At 51.6% G+C, this 15451-nt stretch carries 27 protein-coding genes; 23 read left to right on the forward strand and 4 right to left on the reverse strand.

The annotated features are described in order from the left end of the window. Positions 1-9: 9 nt before the first annotated feature. A complete protein-coding gene (locus R7M72_RS22315) occupies positions 10-1125 on the reverse strand; it encodes a phosphoadenosine phosphosulfate reductase family protein (protein WP_000946102.1) in 1116 nt (371 codons plus the stop codon). A gap of 268 nt (positions 1126-1393) precedes the next feature. Between R7M72_RS22315 and R7M72_RS22320 the strand changes: the two genes are divergently transcribed. The 17 genes from R7M72_RS22320 (at position 1394) to R7M72_RS22400 (ending at position 11002) form a co-directional block, all read left to right on the forward strand. Next, on the forward strand, positions 1394-2002 hold the full coding sequence (locus tag R7M72_RS22320) for a hypothetical protein (RefSeq protein ID WP_000849071.1): 609 nt from the start codon (positions 1394-1396) through the stop codon (positions 2000-2002). Between the two features lie 4 nt (positions 2003-2006). Further along, positions 2007-2528: a hypothetical protein gene (locus R7M72_RS22325; protein ID WP_000393785.1), complete on the forward strand. Its 522-nt coding sequence runs from the start codon at positions 2007-2009 to the stop codon at positions 2526-2528. 2 nt (positions 2529-2530) lie between these two features. Continuing rightward, a complete protein-coding gene (locus R7M72_RS22330; protein WP_000805800.1) occupies positions 2531-3052 on the forward strand; it encodes a hypothetical protein in 522 nt (173 codons plus the stop codon). Between the two features lie 96 nt (positions 3053-3148). Next, positions 3149-3622, forward strand: a complete 474-nt coding sequence (locus R7M72_RS22335) for a hypothetical protein (protein ID WP_000057877.1) — start codon at positions 3149-3151, stop codon at positions 3620-3622. Between the two features lie 10 nt (positions 3623-3632). Further along, positions 3633-3926, forward strand: coding sequence for a hypothetical protein (locus R7M72_RS22340; RefSeq protein WP_001370730.1), 294 nt, complete (start codon positions 3633-3635; stop codon positions 3924-3926). A 4-nt stretch (positions 3927-3930) separates the two neighbouring features. Then, positions 3931-4785: a hypothetical protein gene (locus R7M72_RS22345; RefSeq protein WP_000539392.1), complete on the forward strand. Its 855-nt coding sequence runs from the start codon at positions 3931-3933 to the stop codon at positions 4783-4785. After that, positions 4785-5744, forward strand: coding sequence for a S49 family peptidase (locus R7M72_RS22350; RefSeq protein WP_000829616.1), 960 nt, complete (start codon positions 4785-4787; stop codon positions 5742-5744). The genes R7M72_RS22345 and R7M72_RS22350 overlap by 1 nt, the downstream gene beginning before the upstream one ends. A gap of 15 nt (positions 5745-5759) precedes the next feature. Further along, on the forward strand, positions 5760-6620 hold the full coding sequence (locus tag R7M72_RS22355) for a DsbA family protein (protein WP_000139698.1): 861 nt from the start codon (positions 5760-5762) through the stop codon (positions 6618-6620). Positions 6621-6653: 33 nt separating this feature from the next. Next, the gene (locus tag R7M72_RS22360) at positions 6654-7082 is read left to right on the forward strand and encodes a hypothetical protein (RefSeq protein ID WP_000591074.1); all 429 of its coding nucleotides are present in this window, start codon (positions 6654-6656) and stop codon (positions 7080-7082) included. Between the two features lie 56 nt (positions 7083-7138). Beyond that, entirely contained in the window at positions 7139-7498 is a 360-nt protein-coding gene (locus tag R7M72_RS22365; protein ID WP_000422768.1) for a hypothetical protein, read from the forward strand. After that, the gene (locus R7M72_RS22370) at positions 7498-7944 is read left to right on the forward strand and encodes a Fe3+-siderophore ABC transporter permease (protein WP_000919345.1); all 447 of its coding nucleotides are present in this window, start codon (positions 7498-7500) and stop codon (positions 7942-7944) included. The genes R7M72_RS22365 and R7M72_RS22370 overlap by 1 nt, the downstream gene beginning before the upstream one ends. After that, a complete protein-coding gene (locus R7M72_RS22375) occupies positions 7941-8459 on the forward strand; it encodes a nitrite reductase (protein WP_000210756.1) in 519 nt (172 codons plus the stop codon). Before R7M72_RS22370 ends, R7M72_RS22375 begins: the two co-directional genes overlap by 4 nt. Positions 8460-8461: 2 nt before the next feature. Further along, positions 8462-8689 (forward strand): hypothetical protein, encoded by a 228-nt coding sequence (locus tag R7M72_RS22380; RefSeq protein ID WP_001447532.1) that lies wholly within the window; start codon positions 8462-8464, stop codon positions 8687-8689. Further along, on the forward strand, positions 8676-9533 hold the full coding sequence (locus R7M72_RS22385) for a hypothetical protein (protein WP_001167032.1): 858 nt from the start codon (positions 8676-8678) through the stop codon (positions 9531-9533). The genes R7M72_RS22380 and R7M72_RS22385 overlap by 14 nt, the downstream gene beginning before the upstream one ends. 230 nt (positions 9534-9763) lie before the next feature. Then, on the forward strand, positions 9764-10291 hold the full coding sequence (locus R7M72_RS22390) for a thermonuclease family protein (protein ID WP_001236377.1): 528 nt from the start codon (positions 9764-9766) through the stop codon (positions 10289-10291). 57 nt (positions 10292-10348) lie between these two features. Next, on the forward strand, positions 10349-10621 hold the full coding sequence (locus R7M72_RS22395) for an HU family DNA-binding protein (protein ID WP_001043047.1): 273 nt from the start codon (positions 10349-10351) through the stop codon (positions 10619-10621). A gap of 87 nt (positions 10622-10708) precedes the next feature. After that, positions 10709-11002, forward strand: coding sequence for a chromosome segregation protein ParM (locus R7M72_RS22400; RefSeq protein ID WP_001239997.1), 294 nt, complete (start codon positions 10709-10711; stop codon positions 11000-11002). A gap of 26 nt (positions 11003-11028) precedes the next feature. Here R7M72_RS22400 and R7M72_RS22405 read toward each other — a convergent pair whose 3' ends face one another. Together R7M72_RS22405 and R7M72_RS22410 are read right to left on the reverse strand one after the other, a co-directional pair. Then, positions 11029-11331 carry an XRE family transcriptional regulator gene (locus tag R7M72_RS22405; RefSeq protein ID WP_000124640.1) on the reverse strand — a complete coding sequence of 101 codons (303 nt, stop codon included), beginning with the start codon at positions 11329-11331 and terminating at the stop codon, positions 11029-11031. A gap of 4 nt (positions 11332-11335) precedes the next feature. Then, the gene (locus R7M72_RS22410) at positions 11336-11686 is read right to left on the reverse strand and encodes a type II toxin-antitoxin system RelE/ParE family toxin (protein WP_000270043.1); all 351 of its coding nucleotides are present in this window, start codon (positions 11684-11686) and stop codon (positions 11336-11338) included. A 162-nt stretch (positions 11687-11848) separates the two neighbouring features. Here R7M72_RS22410 and R7M72_RS22415 point away from each other — a divergent pair, with 162 nt between their 5' ends. From R7M72_RS22415 to R7M72_RS22430, 4 genes are all read left to right on the forward strand, one after another. Then, a complete protein-coding gene (locus tag R7M72_RS22415; protein WP_001061574.1) occupies positions 11849-12397 on the forward strand; it encodes a transcriptional regulator in 549 nt (182 codons plus the stop codon). Positions 12398-12737: 340 nt separating this feature from the next. Next, entirely contained in the window at positions 12738-12932 is a 195-nt protein-coding gene (locus R7M72_RS22420) for a hypothetical protein (RefSeq protein ID WP_000343597.1), read from the forward strand. Positions 12933-12942: 10 nt separating this feature from the next. After that, positions 12943-13314, forward strand: coding sequence for a hypothetical protein (locus tag R7M72_RS22425; protein WP_000516916.1), 372 nt, complete (start codon positions 12943-12945; stop codon positions 13312-13314). Then, a complete protein-coding gene (locus R7M72_RS22430; protein ID WP_001281821.1) occupies positions 13307-13777 on the forward strand; it encodes a hypothetical protein in 471 nt (156 codons plus the stop codon). The genes R7M72_RS22425 and R7M72_RS22430 overlap by 8 nt, the downstream gene beginning before the upstream one ends. Before the next feature lie 14 nt (positions 13778-13791). On the opposite strand, the gene R7M72_RS22435 is transcribed toward R7M72_RS22430, so the two are convergent. After that, on the reverse strand, positions 13792-14127 hold the full coding sequence (locus tag R7M72_RS22435; RefSeq protein WP_000683476.1) for a hypothetical protein: 336 nt from the start codon (positions 14125-14127) through the stop codon (positions 13792-13794). 96 nt (positions 14128-14223) lie between these two features. On the opposite strand from R7M72_RS22435, the gene R7M72_RS22440 reads away from it, so the two are divergent. Further along, positions 14224-14712 (forward strand): DUF1643 domain-containing protein, encoded by a 489-nt coding sequence (locus R7M72_RS22440; RefSeq protein ID WP_001273096.1) that lies wholly within the window; start codon positions 14224-14226, stop codon positions 14710-14712. A gap of 29 nt (positions 14713-14741) precedes the next feature. Beyond that, on the forward strand, positions 14742-15212 hold the full coding sequence (locus R7M72_RS22445; RefSeq protein WP_347880240.1) for a hypothetical protein: 471 nt from the start codon (positions 14742-14744) through the stop codon (positions 15210-15212). Positions 15213-15451: the final 239 nt, after the last annotated feature.

Below are 15451 nucleotides of genomic sequence, written 5' to 3' on the forward strand. Positions count from 1 at the left end.
CTGCACAAATCAATCAGAACCACAGGCCTCTCGGCCAAATGCGCCACCAGGGAGAACCCACTTCTGCCCCTCCGGCACAAAAATCGGGAGCGTGTAATCTTCTCTGGATACCTGCTCCAATGCCTCAACATCACTAATCTGTATCGGCGCAACAGCAGAACCTAAATCTATTACGTCGATTTTTTTTCTTGATACCGTCACACCAAAGGTTTGTTCATACTGAGCAATTTTCCCAGCTCGTTCAGGCCAGTAGTGACGGATCGTGGACCAGATACGCTGTGAGTTGTAGATGCAGGTCATACACGACGACCGGCTCCAGCCAAGGCGATAAGGGACTGGGGCCAGGATGCGGTGACGCTCGATTACTTCCCATACCTCCTCCTCAGTCCAATGAAGAACGGGCCTCCAGGCATCAACTAACCGTGCAGTCTTCCCATATCTTCTGTCACAGGCATGAGCCTCAAGCTGGTTGTACTTGGATCTGTTTGCACTTTCCTCCCGGCGCTCACCAGTGATGAAAAGGATCTTCTTCCCCTTGAAGCGCTCCTGGTTATTAAGAGCTCTGCGGCCAACATCGATCTTCAAGGCTGATGAGCACCACCTTGTTTGGAGTGATGGCGATTGCTGAGGGAAACGAAGGCGCGTACCAGGCTTAGAGCGCTTATGGTCTCTAGGCAGCACCAGAAGCCCCTCAGGCGTCTCTACACGATGGGGGTGGCTATAGGCATTGTCTTTGAGCATTTCGCCCTCAAAGCCGCCCTCAAGCCACGAGAAGTACATTGGGATACCCAGTTCTTCCCCGAGCTGACGACAGTAATCACGCATGAAGGCCCAATCCATCAACGAACTGCCTTCCTGACCATCAACATCATGGTGCCAGAACTCCACCTTTGACTTATCAACACCCATGTCCACCAGCCGCAAGTACGCAGCAATCGAGTCTTTGCCTCCAGACAGGCAAACAATGATGTGATCGTACAAACTCAGGTCCACATCCGGAGCGGAGAAGTACGTTGTTCTATCGTCACAACGCTGACTGGAAGATATGCCGGTAAGAACCGACTCCAGTGATGGCAACACCACCTGGTCATCGAACAAATCTCCTTGGTTTTCTCGTCTCAACATAAGTCGCTCTTTTTTCTTTACTGGGTTGTTTTTATGATTTACAGTATTATAAAATGATACTGTGAAAAGTAAAGTTTTCAGAACGACTAATCACTCAGGAGAACTTGATAAGCACCAGAAAGCAATCTAAAGGTGGTTTTTCGGTGAGGTTAGTTCAGGGGCAACCTGCCGCTGCTGATTGGAAATCATCAAGAAGTGGCTTTTTGGTGGGGTTACGGTTTGAAGGGGTGAGTATGTGGGAACGTTGCACGGTTAAAGGGGGCCGCACATGAAAACGATAAAGCGGTTCATCGTATGGGTGAATTACGGTCTTGAGGGTTGGAGCATTTTCGGATCGAGCGATGACTGGGATGAAGCGGTATCCATCCGTTCGGAAGCGATAGACGAATGCAATATTGACGAGGAAGACATCATCTTGGCAGAAAACAAAAACGAGCTGGTGGTAAAACCTGCGGCCAAGCAAATGACGGAGTGGCACCGGGAACTGGAAGCCGTCCTTATGACCTTGGATGACTGCCAGATGGAATGTGACGGTATGACATGGGCAGTAAGCCACCTACTCAATGAAGCGGGTGTACCTCATGACTGCATGTATGGCTTTGTGCGAAACGAACAGACCAAGGACATCGTGACACCGCATTTCTGGGTTGTCCTGGATGATGGGTGGCTGGTGGATCTGAGGCTACGCATGTGGCTGGGCGATCACGACAACATTCCTCACGGGGTATTCCATCCCGATAACGAGCCAGGACTTTTCTACAAGGGAGACCCGGTTCAAAACCATAAAGGGATGAGACTGGGCAAAGCCGTCCTGGACATCATGACCGACGGAAAACTTTCACATGTGAAAGTTCCTGAACGACAAGACGGAGAGTAATAGCGTGGAATTTGATTACGACAAGTCAGTATCAAACGCACATCTTGAGGCCGCAGGCTGGGGTATGGATGCCTTTAACCACTCCAACCCATTTGAGAGTCATGTCATCTATGTGCGTGACTACCGCAACGATCACATCCGCCTGTTCACCATCAAGCAGGCTGACTTCGACACGATAAAGCTGCCGCTTCACCTTACCTCCGACATGCTGGCTTCGGTGATCGCTGAGTTCGTATCGAAGGCAGCAAAAGGGAAGTTGAATACGAAGGAGTCCGACACGCTGGCTCCTGCCTTGGTTGGCTATGCCAAATCAACAGAAACCTACCGGAGCTGGCGGAGAGTTTCTGGAGCAACAGAGCGATTGCATATGGTCATCAATATCTATGCGGGTTCTGAATTGCTGAGACCTTTCATCGCTCGGGCTCCTGAGACCGTCCTGACGACCCAAGAGCTACTGGTCTTCTCATCACAGGTTAAGAGCATGGATGTATCCAATCATCCAGAGTGGTTTAGGGGCCGGAGGTAGTCATGAAGCCAGTTCTCTGGATATTCGTCCTGATCATCGCCCCTTTCGTCATTGCGAAAGTGGACCAATGGCGCAAACGCGGCATTGGAGACACCTGGGCGTGGTGGAAATCAGAGAACATGCCTTATGAGCTGCGCTCGGCCACTCTGTTTTTGTCCGAACAGGACATATCAACCACACAGCCGGTGCCCATGCACGGCAGGGTTGATCAGGTGTACCAAACCAAGAATGGGGTTCTCATTCCCTTGGACACCAAGCTGCGCCAGGTAAACCACATCTATGAGTCGGACATTATCCAGCTCTCGGTTTACCGGGTAATTCTGTCACACAAGTACAAGGCACCCGTTGCCAAGTACGGCTATGTCCGAACCGTTGTTGAGACAGCGGACGGGGATAGAGTCCGTTACATCAAGACAAACCTTCTCAGCGAAAAAGAAGTGGTCAAGCTGTGGCACCGCTATCAATCCATCCGTTCTGGTCAGGTAAAAACCTCCTGTTCCTGTGGCGGAAAGTTTCACATGTGAAAGTTCTGGATTGAATCAGGGTTGCCCGAATTGGGCAGCTAGGCGGGGTTGCATTTTTGAAAAGTCCTGTACGCTGGTTGGTATAGGAGGTGAATAGTGGCCCAGCTTAAACATAACCGCTTCGTCATGTTGGGGTCCTTGGTAGCGACGGTCGTAGCTGCCGCCAATGGCTTGAGTTTTCTCACCCTTATGGCTGGTGGAATGACCCTTCTCCAGTTCATGGCTTGGAAGCAACAAGATGCTGTCCGGAGCCGGTTTAAAGCTGCGAAGGATGCGTTTGAAGCGTTGAACGTCATTGCGTTCGACAAGCACTGGGTAGGTTCAACCGCGACGGTCGCCAAAGTGTCGAACATGATCACTCCGCCCGAACGACTGGATAAGCCCTGGGCGGTGCAAGTTCTGGCCGTGACCAAAGGTGGGACGTGGTTCGCGGTGGATCTGCAAGTGACCGGCACTGACAAGGTTCAGATGCTTAGCCTCCACCAGCTTAGTGAAAAGGCGGCAAAGACCATGCTGGCCTTCGACCTCGAAGTGTATGAGAAATTTTTCGGAAAACCTGATGTTGCATGAGGACAATGTGATGGAAAAAGTCAAAAGCGTAGATGCCGTGGAGTTCACGGCAGCAGATAAGAAGGCGATGACCCATGCGGCATACGCCCAGTGTTTCTTCATTCTGGCCCAAGTGATGGCATTCCCTTCCCTGGGGGTGGCTGGCGCTATGGTTGCTGCTCTGTGCGGCATGATGCCGTGGTTGACCAAGTTCGCCAAAGAGGCTCCATCGAAAGCCTTTGGCATGGTGATGGCTTCACTCTGCCTTGCTCCTGTGTACGGGAAACTCTGTGAGCTGGTGGTCCACGCGATTCAGGGAGCTTGAGCTTATGGGGGTAGTACGAGTTCCCTACCTCTTGGCTGAGCTGAAAGAACGCGGATGTGCTGATGAATCTGCTCTGGCGCAGGTTATGCAGCCTGGATGCCGAATTGGAGAGGAAGACCTGCGGAAGTTGGCCGCAAATTTAGGGCTTGAAGTGTCCGAGCTGGCACCAGCGCCAGAGAACGCGGCCAACACCCGGTTCAAAGCAAAGCTGAGAGGAGGTTTGGCCTCCTTTCTTTTTGAGTACGACGGCTGTTTCCGACATGCAGAAGGCTCCAGCCATGCAGAAATGTTGGGTATCGAGCAAGAAGACGACATAGGTCTTCCGAGTCGAGCTGCTGACGCCATGCTCCTGGAGAAGACGCTTTACCAGGTAATCGCTCGGGCTAAGTACATGCTCGGCAAAATCGACAGCAAGTTTGTCAGGTCAGAACAAGCAATCGAGTTCCGTGAGCAACTTGCTCCTGGGATCTTCAAACCAGGTTACAGAGGTTTCCGATTCAAGGAGGCTGCCGCTGGTGATTTGCCTACTGTCATGATTGACGGTCGGAAGTTCAACTGCGTTGCCAGCATAGCCAGAGCACATGGACTTGATCCGGTAACGGTGCGTAGGCGCATTGCGGACACCGGGAAGGCCGCAGACAAACTCTCCAATGATGAGTGGAAGCTCATCCTCGCCAAGAAAAAAGGTAAAGGGAAACCCTTCACCTATCTGGACAGGACCTACAGCAACATTGCTCAGTTCTGTCGTGAGCATCAGCTCAACACCAACCTTGTTTACCAGAAAGTCAAAGACCGGGCTGATAGCGCTGATGAAGAGTTCTGGGGACTGATAATCGAAACATGCAAAAGGAAAAACTAATGGCAGAAAACAAAGAGATCCCCTGGGAGAAAGAACTCATTGAGAAGTACATGTTCACCCTGCATAAAGAGCAGGTGAAAGACCGGCGCTGGCGGACCATGTTGCGTGTGCTTCGCGCATCTGGTTTCGTGCTTCTCATGATCGGCTTCATCATTTTGGCATCTAATCCGGGTGGGATGCCGTGGCAAAGCGCCAAGGCAGGAGCCCCTCACACCGCGTATATCAACATCCGTGGTGAAATTGCTGCTGGCACTCTGGCCGATGCTGATCACCTTATCCCGTCCATCCAAGCTGCATTCGACAACCCGAACTCACAAGCTATCGTGCTTCGCATAAACAGCCCTGGCGGTAGCCCGGTTCAAGCAGGACGGATTTATGACGAAGTGAAGGCGCAGCGAGCCCTTCATCCGGAGAAAAAGGTCTACGCCATCATTGATGACATCGGTGCCTCTGGCGGTTACTACATCGCCTCTGCTGCGGATGAAATCTATGCTGACCGCGCCAGCCTTGTCGGTTCTATCGGCGTCATCAGCTCGGGGTTTGGATTCACCGGCTTGATGGACAAGCTCGGCATCGAGCGCCGGGCTATCACTTCCGGAGAGCACAAAGCGCTTCTCGACCCATTCTCCCCTCTTACCTCTGACATGAAGAAATTCTGGGAGGGCGTTCTATCGAAAACCCACCAGCAGTTCATCGAACGAGTGAAGGCTGGGCGGGGTGATCGACTGAAAGACGACCCAGAGGTGTTTTCTGGATTGCTCTGGAACGGGGAGCAGGCCAAAGACATTGGGCTGATTGATGGCCTGGGTAGTTTGAACTCCGTGGCGCGAGACGTCATCCACCAGAGCAACTTGGTGGACTACACACCAACCGAAGACATCATCCGGCGACTGACCCAACGAGCGAAGCTCGAAGCCAGTTCCTTCGTGCAAGAACTCAGCGCTGTGAAAGTTTACTGATAGGAGCAGTTTGATATGACAGAACAAAGTACCAAATCACTACGTCTCGGGGTTGTTGCCGCCATTCTTTTGGGGCTCGTAGGAACCGGGTTCGGGATCTACCAGTTCGTGAAAGAGAAGGATCTGGCGCAAGAGATCGCCAACGTGAAGTCTACGGTCAACCAGGTGAAGGATGCCGAAGGCGTCACCTTCAAAAGCAAGGCAGAGTTTGAAGCTGCTGTGGCCGAAAGCATCAACAAGTTTGTCGCGCAGAAACAACAAGCCGACATCGATCAGAAGTATGCCCAGTTCGAGGCAGCACCTGAGAAGGTCGAAGAAGGCAAACACATCTACGGGGACCTTGGTGCTCGGTTCACGCTGGTGGAGTTCTCCGATATGGAGTGCCCATTCTGCAAGCGATTCCACGACACACCCAAACAAATTGTGGATGCCAGCAAAGGCAATGTGAATTGGCAGTGGAAGCACATGCCTCTCGATTTCCATAACCCGGCAGCTCACAAGGAAGCTCTGGCCGCTGAATGTATTGCTGAGCAGAAGGGCAACCGTGGCTTCTGGGTCTTCGTTAACGACATTTTCCACCATACCCAGGGGAATGGTGGCGGTGTTGCTGACCTGGCCTCTGTTGTCACTGGTGTTGGTGCTGATCTGGATGCGTTCCGGGAGTGCCTCGGCTCAGGAAAGTACGAAGACAAGGTTGAAGCTGACATCCAGAAAGCCAAGAGCTATGGCGTCAACGGGACACCAGCCACTTTTGTAGTGGACAACCATACCGGCAAGAGCCAGCTTCTCGGCGGCGCTCAACCGGCGCAAGCCATCATGGCCGTGATGCGAAAAATGATGATTGAGTCGCAACAAGACGACTCCGCGAACCAATAAAAACTTTCACATGTGAAAGTGGAGTGAGAACTGATGATCAAGATTACAACTAAATTGGGATGCCTTCTGGCGGGGCTGCTTGTCCTGTCGGCTTGCTCAAGCGTCCCTCAGCCAAACAACGAATACGCGAAGGCCTTGGATGATACCAAACAGGTATGCGCTGCCTGTGCCCTGGTTGGTAATGACCTGCTGGTTGCCCTCAACAAGTCATGCGACACCCCAATGACCCCCGAGACTCTTACAAGCGTCATGAACAGTAACCCGATGTTTGCCGCCATGATGGCAATTAACTCCATAGGTGGAACCGACTTCTATCAGGTTTACCGTGATGCGGCCATAGACACCCTGCGGTGCAATGAAATGGACAGTTGGCCTGATCGGACCAAGGTGCGTTTCCAGCAGCCCGACATGCAAAAGGCGCTGGCCTTGAGGGTTTCTGCCAGACAGCAGAAGGCAAATTAACTTTCACATGTGAAAGTCAGGCTCTCCGGGGCCTGATTTCACTATGAGGTGAATCTATGGAGTTACAAGAAGCAAAAGAGGCTCTCGATAGCCTTCATCCACACAAGGCCTCAGCGCCTTTGAGGCTTGTCATCCACCAGCCAGGTGGGATTGGTGGAACCCCTACAGTGGGGGTGAAAGCTATTCACGCAGGCTTTGACTGGGACAGCAACACCATCCTGATCTATCCGGAAGAGCAGCTCACCCGGTTGACGCCGGATGAGGTCGCCGCCATCACGAAGTCAGTATCGAAAGGACAGTCCTGGCATTCATATCAGCAGTTCAAGAAGTATCGGGAGCAGTTGGCCGAAGCCACGGAAGAAATTAATAGGCTCAGAGCTGAGCTGGGCAGGTATCAGAATAACGGGAGGGGGTAATGCTAAAACGCGGAATTATCAATCTCGCTGCTAGTTACATCATTGTTGATGCCCTACTCCGGAATGCAGCAATTTGGATCTTTGGCTTGTCCTTCTCCGTTGGTGGCACTTACGTCACTGGCGAGGCCAGTACATGGGTCGTTTACCTAGCCACTTCTGGTGCCATGACACTCTGTTCTGTCGTAACAGCCTACCTGCTCGTGACCTATCACCGCTGGGGGCTGATGACGGCCAGGGTCTGGTTGCTATTGAGTGCCTGCCTAAACGGCTATGCCGTCTATTTGAGTAGCCACAACATCCAGTTGGTGGTGGCACTGCTTTCCAGCCTGTTTATTGCTTTGTGGATGCTCAAGACCCTTGAGCAACCAGCAGTGAAGGGGACGTACAAGGTAATCGCTGATCTTCACCGTCAGCTATGGGGAATGTTGAAGGGGCAAACACAATGACGACGAATACTCAAAACGCGAACGCCAACCAGGTTCGGTCTTTACGCGACATGCTTGTCCCCGCCCTGTTGTTCTATGTGGTGATGACGGCCATGTTTGTGGGTCTTGACGCATTCATGGATAAACCCACCAGCATGAACCTGCCATTTATGCCGTTCCTTGTCTCGATGGTGAGTTTTACCAGTGACGCACGTCGAGCGTGGGACTGGCGAAACGGGACCAAGGTTGTAGCTGTATTGACTGCGGTAGCCATGCTGTTGGCATTCATCTATCAGCTCGCGGTCGGAGAGATGAATCTCTTAGGGGTTGGTATATACCCGGCCACAGCCATCCTTCTGTTGGCAATCTCCTGGGTGATTCGCGCTATCGGAAAGACAGCACCTTTCCAGTTCCTGGGGAGACACCTGGCGCGGTTTGGTGCATCGAAGTGGGTCCAGCGTACCGCCGCAGTCATTGTGCTCGCGGGAGGCCTTGCCATCACTATCTATGCCTACTGGCTTAACCACGGGAGCTGATGATGATCATTGCAACGAAGAACGGCTTTCTGGTGGCCGCAGAACTAATCAGGGAAGAGGCCGGGTACTGGCTACTACAGCCTCGTGACCAAAAGACGCCGGTCAGGGTGAATAAGCAGGATAACAATAAACGCGCTTTCACGCATATGGGAGACGCCCTTCGCTGGGCCGGTGATCCTGAGCTTGCAAAGCAATTCGATGCCGAGGGGGAAGAACATGCAAATTCGTGACTACATGACAAAGTTGTTTGACGCATTTGGTGATGTGGAGGAAGTCACCCGAGAAATGCTTCTGGAGCAGGCGGAGCTCATTCATACGATCAGCGATAAGTGTCAGAGCACAGGCCTGTTTCTGGATAGTCAGGTTCGTTTCAACCAGTTCGTTCAAGAGATTGAGGCTGACGACAAGGTAGAGGATCGGTTGCTTCATGCTTGGTGCTGGGTAATGGACCGAATAGTGAAGGCTCCAACATCCTTTCACATGGATGGGGCTGTGATTTTGACAATGCCTCTGGTCGCCAGATACCTGCCACCGGTTGAACAGGAGCCGGAAACCATCGTGGTGAATCTCGATGAGGACTACAAGGCTCCTGTAGGCAACCAAACGCTCTGCGAGCTCGTTATGGAACGGAGGCATTGGCCGCAAGGTGCAACCTGTGCGACCCAAGAAGCGGACGGGGGAGTCCTCTACTGGGACGCCCCGGTTGATGTGGTAGAGGAAGGCAGAAAGGTCGCCGGTAAGCACGGCATGATGGCCGAGATCGGATTGAAACATCAGGTTGATGCCTGGTATGCAGATATGGACGAAACACGGCTCGCAACCGATTGGAACACCGCCGTCATTACGCCTCACTGCTTGCTGCTTTCCTATCTGGATGTGCTTCAAAAGAACAAAGTTCCCTTTGATGAAGGTGTGCAGCTCGCTGCCGAATGGGTGAAGCAACTTGGCGGGGAATTTCGTGAAGACACTGAGGAAGCGCCGGAAGCTGAGGCTTCAGTGCTTTCCCTGGGGAGAGCCACGGCTCATTGCTTTAAACCCTATCCGGACACAAAAAATTTCTATTACGAGGCCTAAGCCTCACCCAAACAGGAGGATCAACATGCGATACCAGGTATTTAAAACGAAGGAAGGGGGCCAGCCGGTGTTTACGGCACCGTGGTACTGGTTGGCCTCTGCCATTGCTCACTGGTCATCTCTTAACTGGGATGCCTGTCGAATCGTAGACAGCAAGGTGGATGAAACAAGGCTCTGTTGGGCCAAGGCTCTACCGGCTGGGAAAAAAAAGTAATTTGGATGGAGTGATTATGAGGTTAGGTTTTGTGAAAAATACGGGGGTTTCAGCGTTCCTGGTAGCCATGCTGGTGGTGGCCCCTCAGGTATGGGCAGAAACCTTTACTGCGAAGGTTGTGGGGGTGTCTGACGGTGATACGGTCAAGGTCCTGACTGAACAAAGCTGTGACTCCGGGAAAGATTGCCGGAGCGGCAAAATCCAGTACCGGGTAAGGCTGGCGGAAATCGACACCCCAGAGAAGAAACAACCCTACGGCTCAAAGGCGAAACAGGCGTTGTCCGATCTGGTGTTTGGTCGAATGATTAAAGTCGAGCAAATCGACAAAGACCGTTATGGCCGTCTGGTCGCCAACCTTTATGTCGATGGCAAATGGGTCAATGCCGAAATGGTCCGTTCTGGGAGTGCGTGGGTGTACCGGCAGTACGCCAAAACACCGGAGCTGTTCAAGCTGGAGGCCGAAGCCAAAGCCGATAAGCGAGGTCTCTGGGCATTACCGGAATCGGAGAGAACTCCCCCTTGGGAGTGGCGAAGAAAGCACTAACCACACCCCAGAGTATGCAGGTGTAAACAGTAACCAAGAAAACAAACAGGAATAACGATGAACAAAAGTGAACTGATTATGAAAGTGGCCGAAGACGCTGACATTAGCAAAGCAAAGGCCGAAGCTGCGGTAAATGCGCTGATCAACTCAGTGACAGAGGAGCTTAAAGCGGGTGGGACAGTAGCGCTCACTGGGTTTGGTACTTTCCACGTTAAGGAACGCGCAGCGCGAACCGGGCGGAATCCCCAGACTGGAGAGAACATCCAGATCGCGGCGGCCAACATTCCTGGGTTCAAAGCTGGTAAGGGGTTGAAAGACTCCGTGAACTAGATCTTAATCATGTGACACATGAATAAGGTTTACATAAGGCTCCTTCGTGGGAGCCTTATTCATATCAGACATGAATAAGGGGAAGGGATGAGATTGTCGTCAACTCAAAAAGACGTTTTGTTCATTCTATACGCAATTGAGGCCGGTGGAAAAGCCGAGCCTGTACCAGGTGTAAAAATACTGGAGATGATCAATTCAGCTCGCCAGAGCGGTATTCATGGAACGAACTTCCGAACGTCATGCCACACGCTGGTGGAGAACGGCCTGTTGAACAAGTACCGGAATGCTTCTCTAAAGCTGGCCTTTAGGCTGACCGACGATGGCAGGGAACGTGCAGGAGAGATATACCGAAAACGGCTGGAAGAAGAGCAAGAGAAGTAATACGCCCCATAACGGGGCGTATCGAGTTAAACGGCAAAGCCGTAGTGGGTGCCGTCCGGAAGTTCAACATCGAGGCGTAGCTTGCCACCGGAGGCCTCAACGTACCGCTTAATGGACGACAGCTTGAGATCTCGTCCAGGTTTTTCCATCTCGGAGACTGTCGGCTGTCTTACACCCAGAGATGCAGCAATTTCCCCCTGGGTAAGGTTCATGCGATCACGAAGCTCTGCCAAGTGGATGTTCAGTAACATCTCAGTGGCCGCTTTCTGTGCTTTGGCAACAACCTCAGGCTTTTCTGTTGCCAGCATTTGGTCAAGAGTTCTTGCCATAACGTCACTCCTTCTTCAATTTATCCAAGTGCGCCGCAAACTCACGGTCTGCAATTGGGATCATTACTTCATAAAACCTTTTCTCGTCCCCGGTCTTGTTACCGGCGCAGAGAAGAATCCCCTTACGCTTTGGATCGAACGCAAAGAACGCTCTGATAGGATCTCCTTTGCTTTGGACCCGAAGCTCTTTCATGTTGCTGTAGGATGAACCGTTAACAGTATCCGCGTATGGCCTCGACAGCATGGGGCCTCTATCTCGCAGCACCATCATCGAAGCCAGCACGTTTGCTCTATCGGTATCATCCAGAGCATCGAACCACTCATCAAAGGTGTCGGTTGTCTCGATGACCCACATGATTTCTCCTTACTTAATATAGGTGCAATCCTATATAGATTCAAACCTATAATCAAGAAAAATCGGCGGCGATGGGGGCCGAAATGTCAGTAAGTAGTCATGTGACTAAAATAGGGGGTAGAATAAGCCTCGATATAGTCATGTGACTAAAAGGTGTCCTGAATGAACAACCTACCCCTACTGCTCGATGCAAGAGAAGCCATTGACTACTACCACCAGCATCCAGGCATGACTGATGCAGAAAAGGCCTATGTGGTCGCGTTCCTAAGCGGAGAGGGGCGTTCAAACAGTCAGATCAGAGAGGATCTGGGTATTGAGAAGGTCTATACGGTTACACACCTGAAACGCGCCGGTACGCTATCGGAGGAAGAGCTAACACTCTGGCTCAGAAATCCACGCAAGATCACCCTGGGGCATGTGAGGGCCGTGGCTAAGTTACCTTTCAGCAAGAGAGAAAAGCTCCTGAGGGATCTCCTGCATACCAGGACACCGGTTCATAAATTTGAGGCGATAGCGAAGGGCAAAGAAGTGGACAGGGATGCAGACATTAAGCGCCTGGAGACCCTGATGAGCGATGCTACGGGTAGGCCTATCAAAGTTCGCTATAACCCCGCGAAGCGCTCCGGGGAACTGACGCTGGGATTCTTCACGCTCGATGACCTGGATGACGTGTGCAAGGCTTTGGGGTTTGATCCAAGCGAGCAGATGTAAACCAGAAAACTTTCACATGTGAAAGTCTTGCAAGGTGTCTTTTTATTGTTTACAGTATCATAAAATGAATCTGTAAAGGTGCGCGATGAATGTGCTTCCAACGAAAAGCTGGCCTTGGGCGTTATAACTCAACCAGACCTGAGTGGCTGGCGGCGTACCGAAACGCAAGATGTATGAGAAGCTCAGGTAAAGAACCTGATGCTTCTCTTTCCGGGATAGCTTGGAAGGCGCAACTCATTGTTGCCCATGAAAGAGGCAGAATTGACAGCCTGGCTGTCCCTTTGGATGCCAGATTGATAGCAAAGAACCTCATCGACGAGATCCTTGCTGAGGAGAACTGATGGACGAAAAAATTACCTACGAAGAAATGCTTGAACAACTCGACCAGAAAGGCATCCGCGTCACCAACGGGGCGAGACGGCTTTATGTCGCGTTGAACAACGGAGTCAAAGCTGAGGTGCTGGGTAACTGCGGTCCCGCCACAATCAGCTTGGTTGACGGGATGATTGTTGTGGAAGAGCAGACTCTCCACTAAGGGCAGCAGCATGGGCAAAAAAGTACACATCATTTGTGGAAAGTGCGGCAGTGACGAGATGAACTTTGTCATCAATGAACACTGTCCAGACGATCCCCAGAATGTTGCCAGTATGTCCTGCTCAAATTGTTGCGAACTGACAGGCATAGCCGAGTGGTCGGAATTTAATGGACGTGAGCTGAAAGGTGAAGCCGTCGCCCTATCAACACCGGCAAACGTGAATGCTCTTCTAGGATTGCTTCGCCAGGCGATGGACAGCGTTGAGTATCGCCTCTATGGCGGGGACATGTCATTGAGCGGTAATGATGCTGCCGAACTCATAGACCTCCAGGAGCGAGCTGAGAAGGTCTTGTCTGTTCTTCGGAGTGATCAGCATGAGTGATTTATACGAACCGCTTGAGTTTGTGTTCTGCGGCTTTAGGAAAGGGGACGCTGGGCTATTTATCTCGGTAGCCACTTTGCGCGATGGTGTTTTAGGCCGTGAGATGTATTTCTCAAAGGGAAAAAGCAAAAGGCGCTGGGTTGTCGGTGGCATTTACTCAGGGGCCTCGTTTTCGGACAACGGAGCAAAAGGTCTGGATGATGCTCATTACGTTAAAGCATGGGAAGTGCAAGGCGACAAGATAGAGTGGCAAGCAAAAAGCGAGCAAGCCGAAGCCTTGGCGCGAAGCGAGAAACTTGAAGCCGACGATAGGAAGCGCAATGAACTCGAAGAGCTGATGCTACCCATCAGGAAGCAATATGGGGCATTAACAAAGCGACGTGATAGGGCAGGGGCCGCAGCTCTTGAAGAAGCTGTCCTGAGAGCGCTGAGAGCGCCCATCAGGAAGGCTGAGGAGAAATAACCGTGGAGCCAGTCTTAGCTAAAGCATTCGCCGGTTTTAAAGTCGTAGCTGTAAGTGCCCATCAGATTGGCTTTTCGGCTTTTCTTGCCATTGGTGTTTGCTGGCGCTTTAGGGGTCGCAAGTACGCCATAGAACAGGATACCAACAAGTGCCGCTTGCCACGCGAAAACAGCAACCAGAATCCAAAAAGCAGCAGCCAGAACCGGCAGTTTGTGCAGAAGGTTGAGCACCGACTTGGCCCAAATCACTGCCGGGATAGCCAGCACTGCGTAACCCCAGTTGGTGGCCTCAAGCATAGCCAGGCCAAGAATAACAACAGCCATCAGCGCGATATTCAGTACATGTTTCATGGTCATCTCTCCTTTTCAACTTACACTTTTATCCTATCACAGCATTAAAAAATGCAACTGTGAAAGGGCATTTTTCATTCAAAAAGAGGTGACACTTTGAGTGCAATTATCAGCAAGTGCGGCATGTACAGATACCGTCTGGAAAGGGATGTGCAACCCGAAGGCCTTGTGTTCGGTTATTTTGGTGTAAACGGCTCTACGGCCACGGCCACCGAGGACGATCACACGGTCAGAAAGTGGATAGGGTTTACCAAGGTCAACGGAGGGAGGCGATTCATAGTCGGTAATGCTTTTGCTTTTCGGGCGACCGACGTTCGAGAGCTGGCTACGGCGGTTGATCCTGTCGGGCCTGAAAATGAAATCCACTTGGAAAGGATTATTCGGGATGCTGATGTCTTGGTGCCCTGCTGGGGGAGCCGAACTAAGCTGCCTAAGTCTTTGCATGTTCATTTGGACAGGCTTTTAGAGCAGCTCGTTGCATCTGGGAAGCCGGTATTGGCATTTGGCGTGACTGGTTCGGGGGACCCGAAGCACCCACTAATGCTTGGATATTCGACAAAACTTGTGCCCTGGGGAGGAAAATAATTATGTCGATGCTTGAAGCACGTTACTTCGTGGCAAAGATAAGCGATGCACAGGCCGTGCTCTGCGATGAGGAGCTGGCGACACTGGAAAGGCTGATCCGGAAGGTTGATGATGGCCGCAGAGCAAATGGCAAGAGCTCGCTTACTTGCGTTGTTGTCGAAGAAGATTGGCCGAACTGGCAGCAAACGGTTGACTCTGTACTTTCACTTGCTGACGGGAAAGACAACGATTGGACCAATGCCACACCAGAACAAATCAAGGCCTTTTGGGTCGATGACTCAGTTTGGAAAACTCTGGATGGCCGGGATAAATGGATTGAAGATCTCGACCTGCTGGTGGACGGTTCCCCGGTGGCTTCTGAGTGGGAACCTTTTGGCTTGGAATCAGGGCAGTCTGTCGTCATACGAGGCGGATGGATAGAAGGGAATGCCTTGAGTGATGATGGCGTACCGCTAGTGCAGGCATTCGTCGCTTGGAAACAGGGCCAAGACAACCACTAAAGGAAAATTACTTCGGAAGGGCGGCTATGGCCGCTTTCTTTTTAATATTTACAGAATCACATAATGATACTATGATGTTGTTAATTTACTTGGGGAGGCGCTTATGCTCACTGCTAAATGTATAGGGTGCGGATGCACCGATGATCACGCTTGTGTTGAAAAGGCACTGTTGCAAAGTTAGCGATGAGGCAGCCTTTTGTCTTATTCAAAGGCCTTACATTTCAAAAACTCTGCTTACC

Source organism: Vibrio sp. YT-18, from assembly GCF_033337345.1.
Classification (GTDB): domain Bacteria; phylum Pseudomonadota; class Gammaproteobacteria; order Enterobacterales; family Vibrionaceae; genus Vibrio; species Vibrio alginolyticus.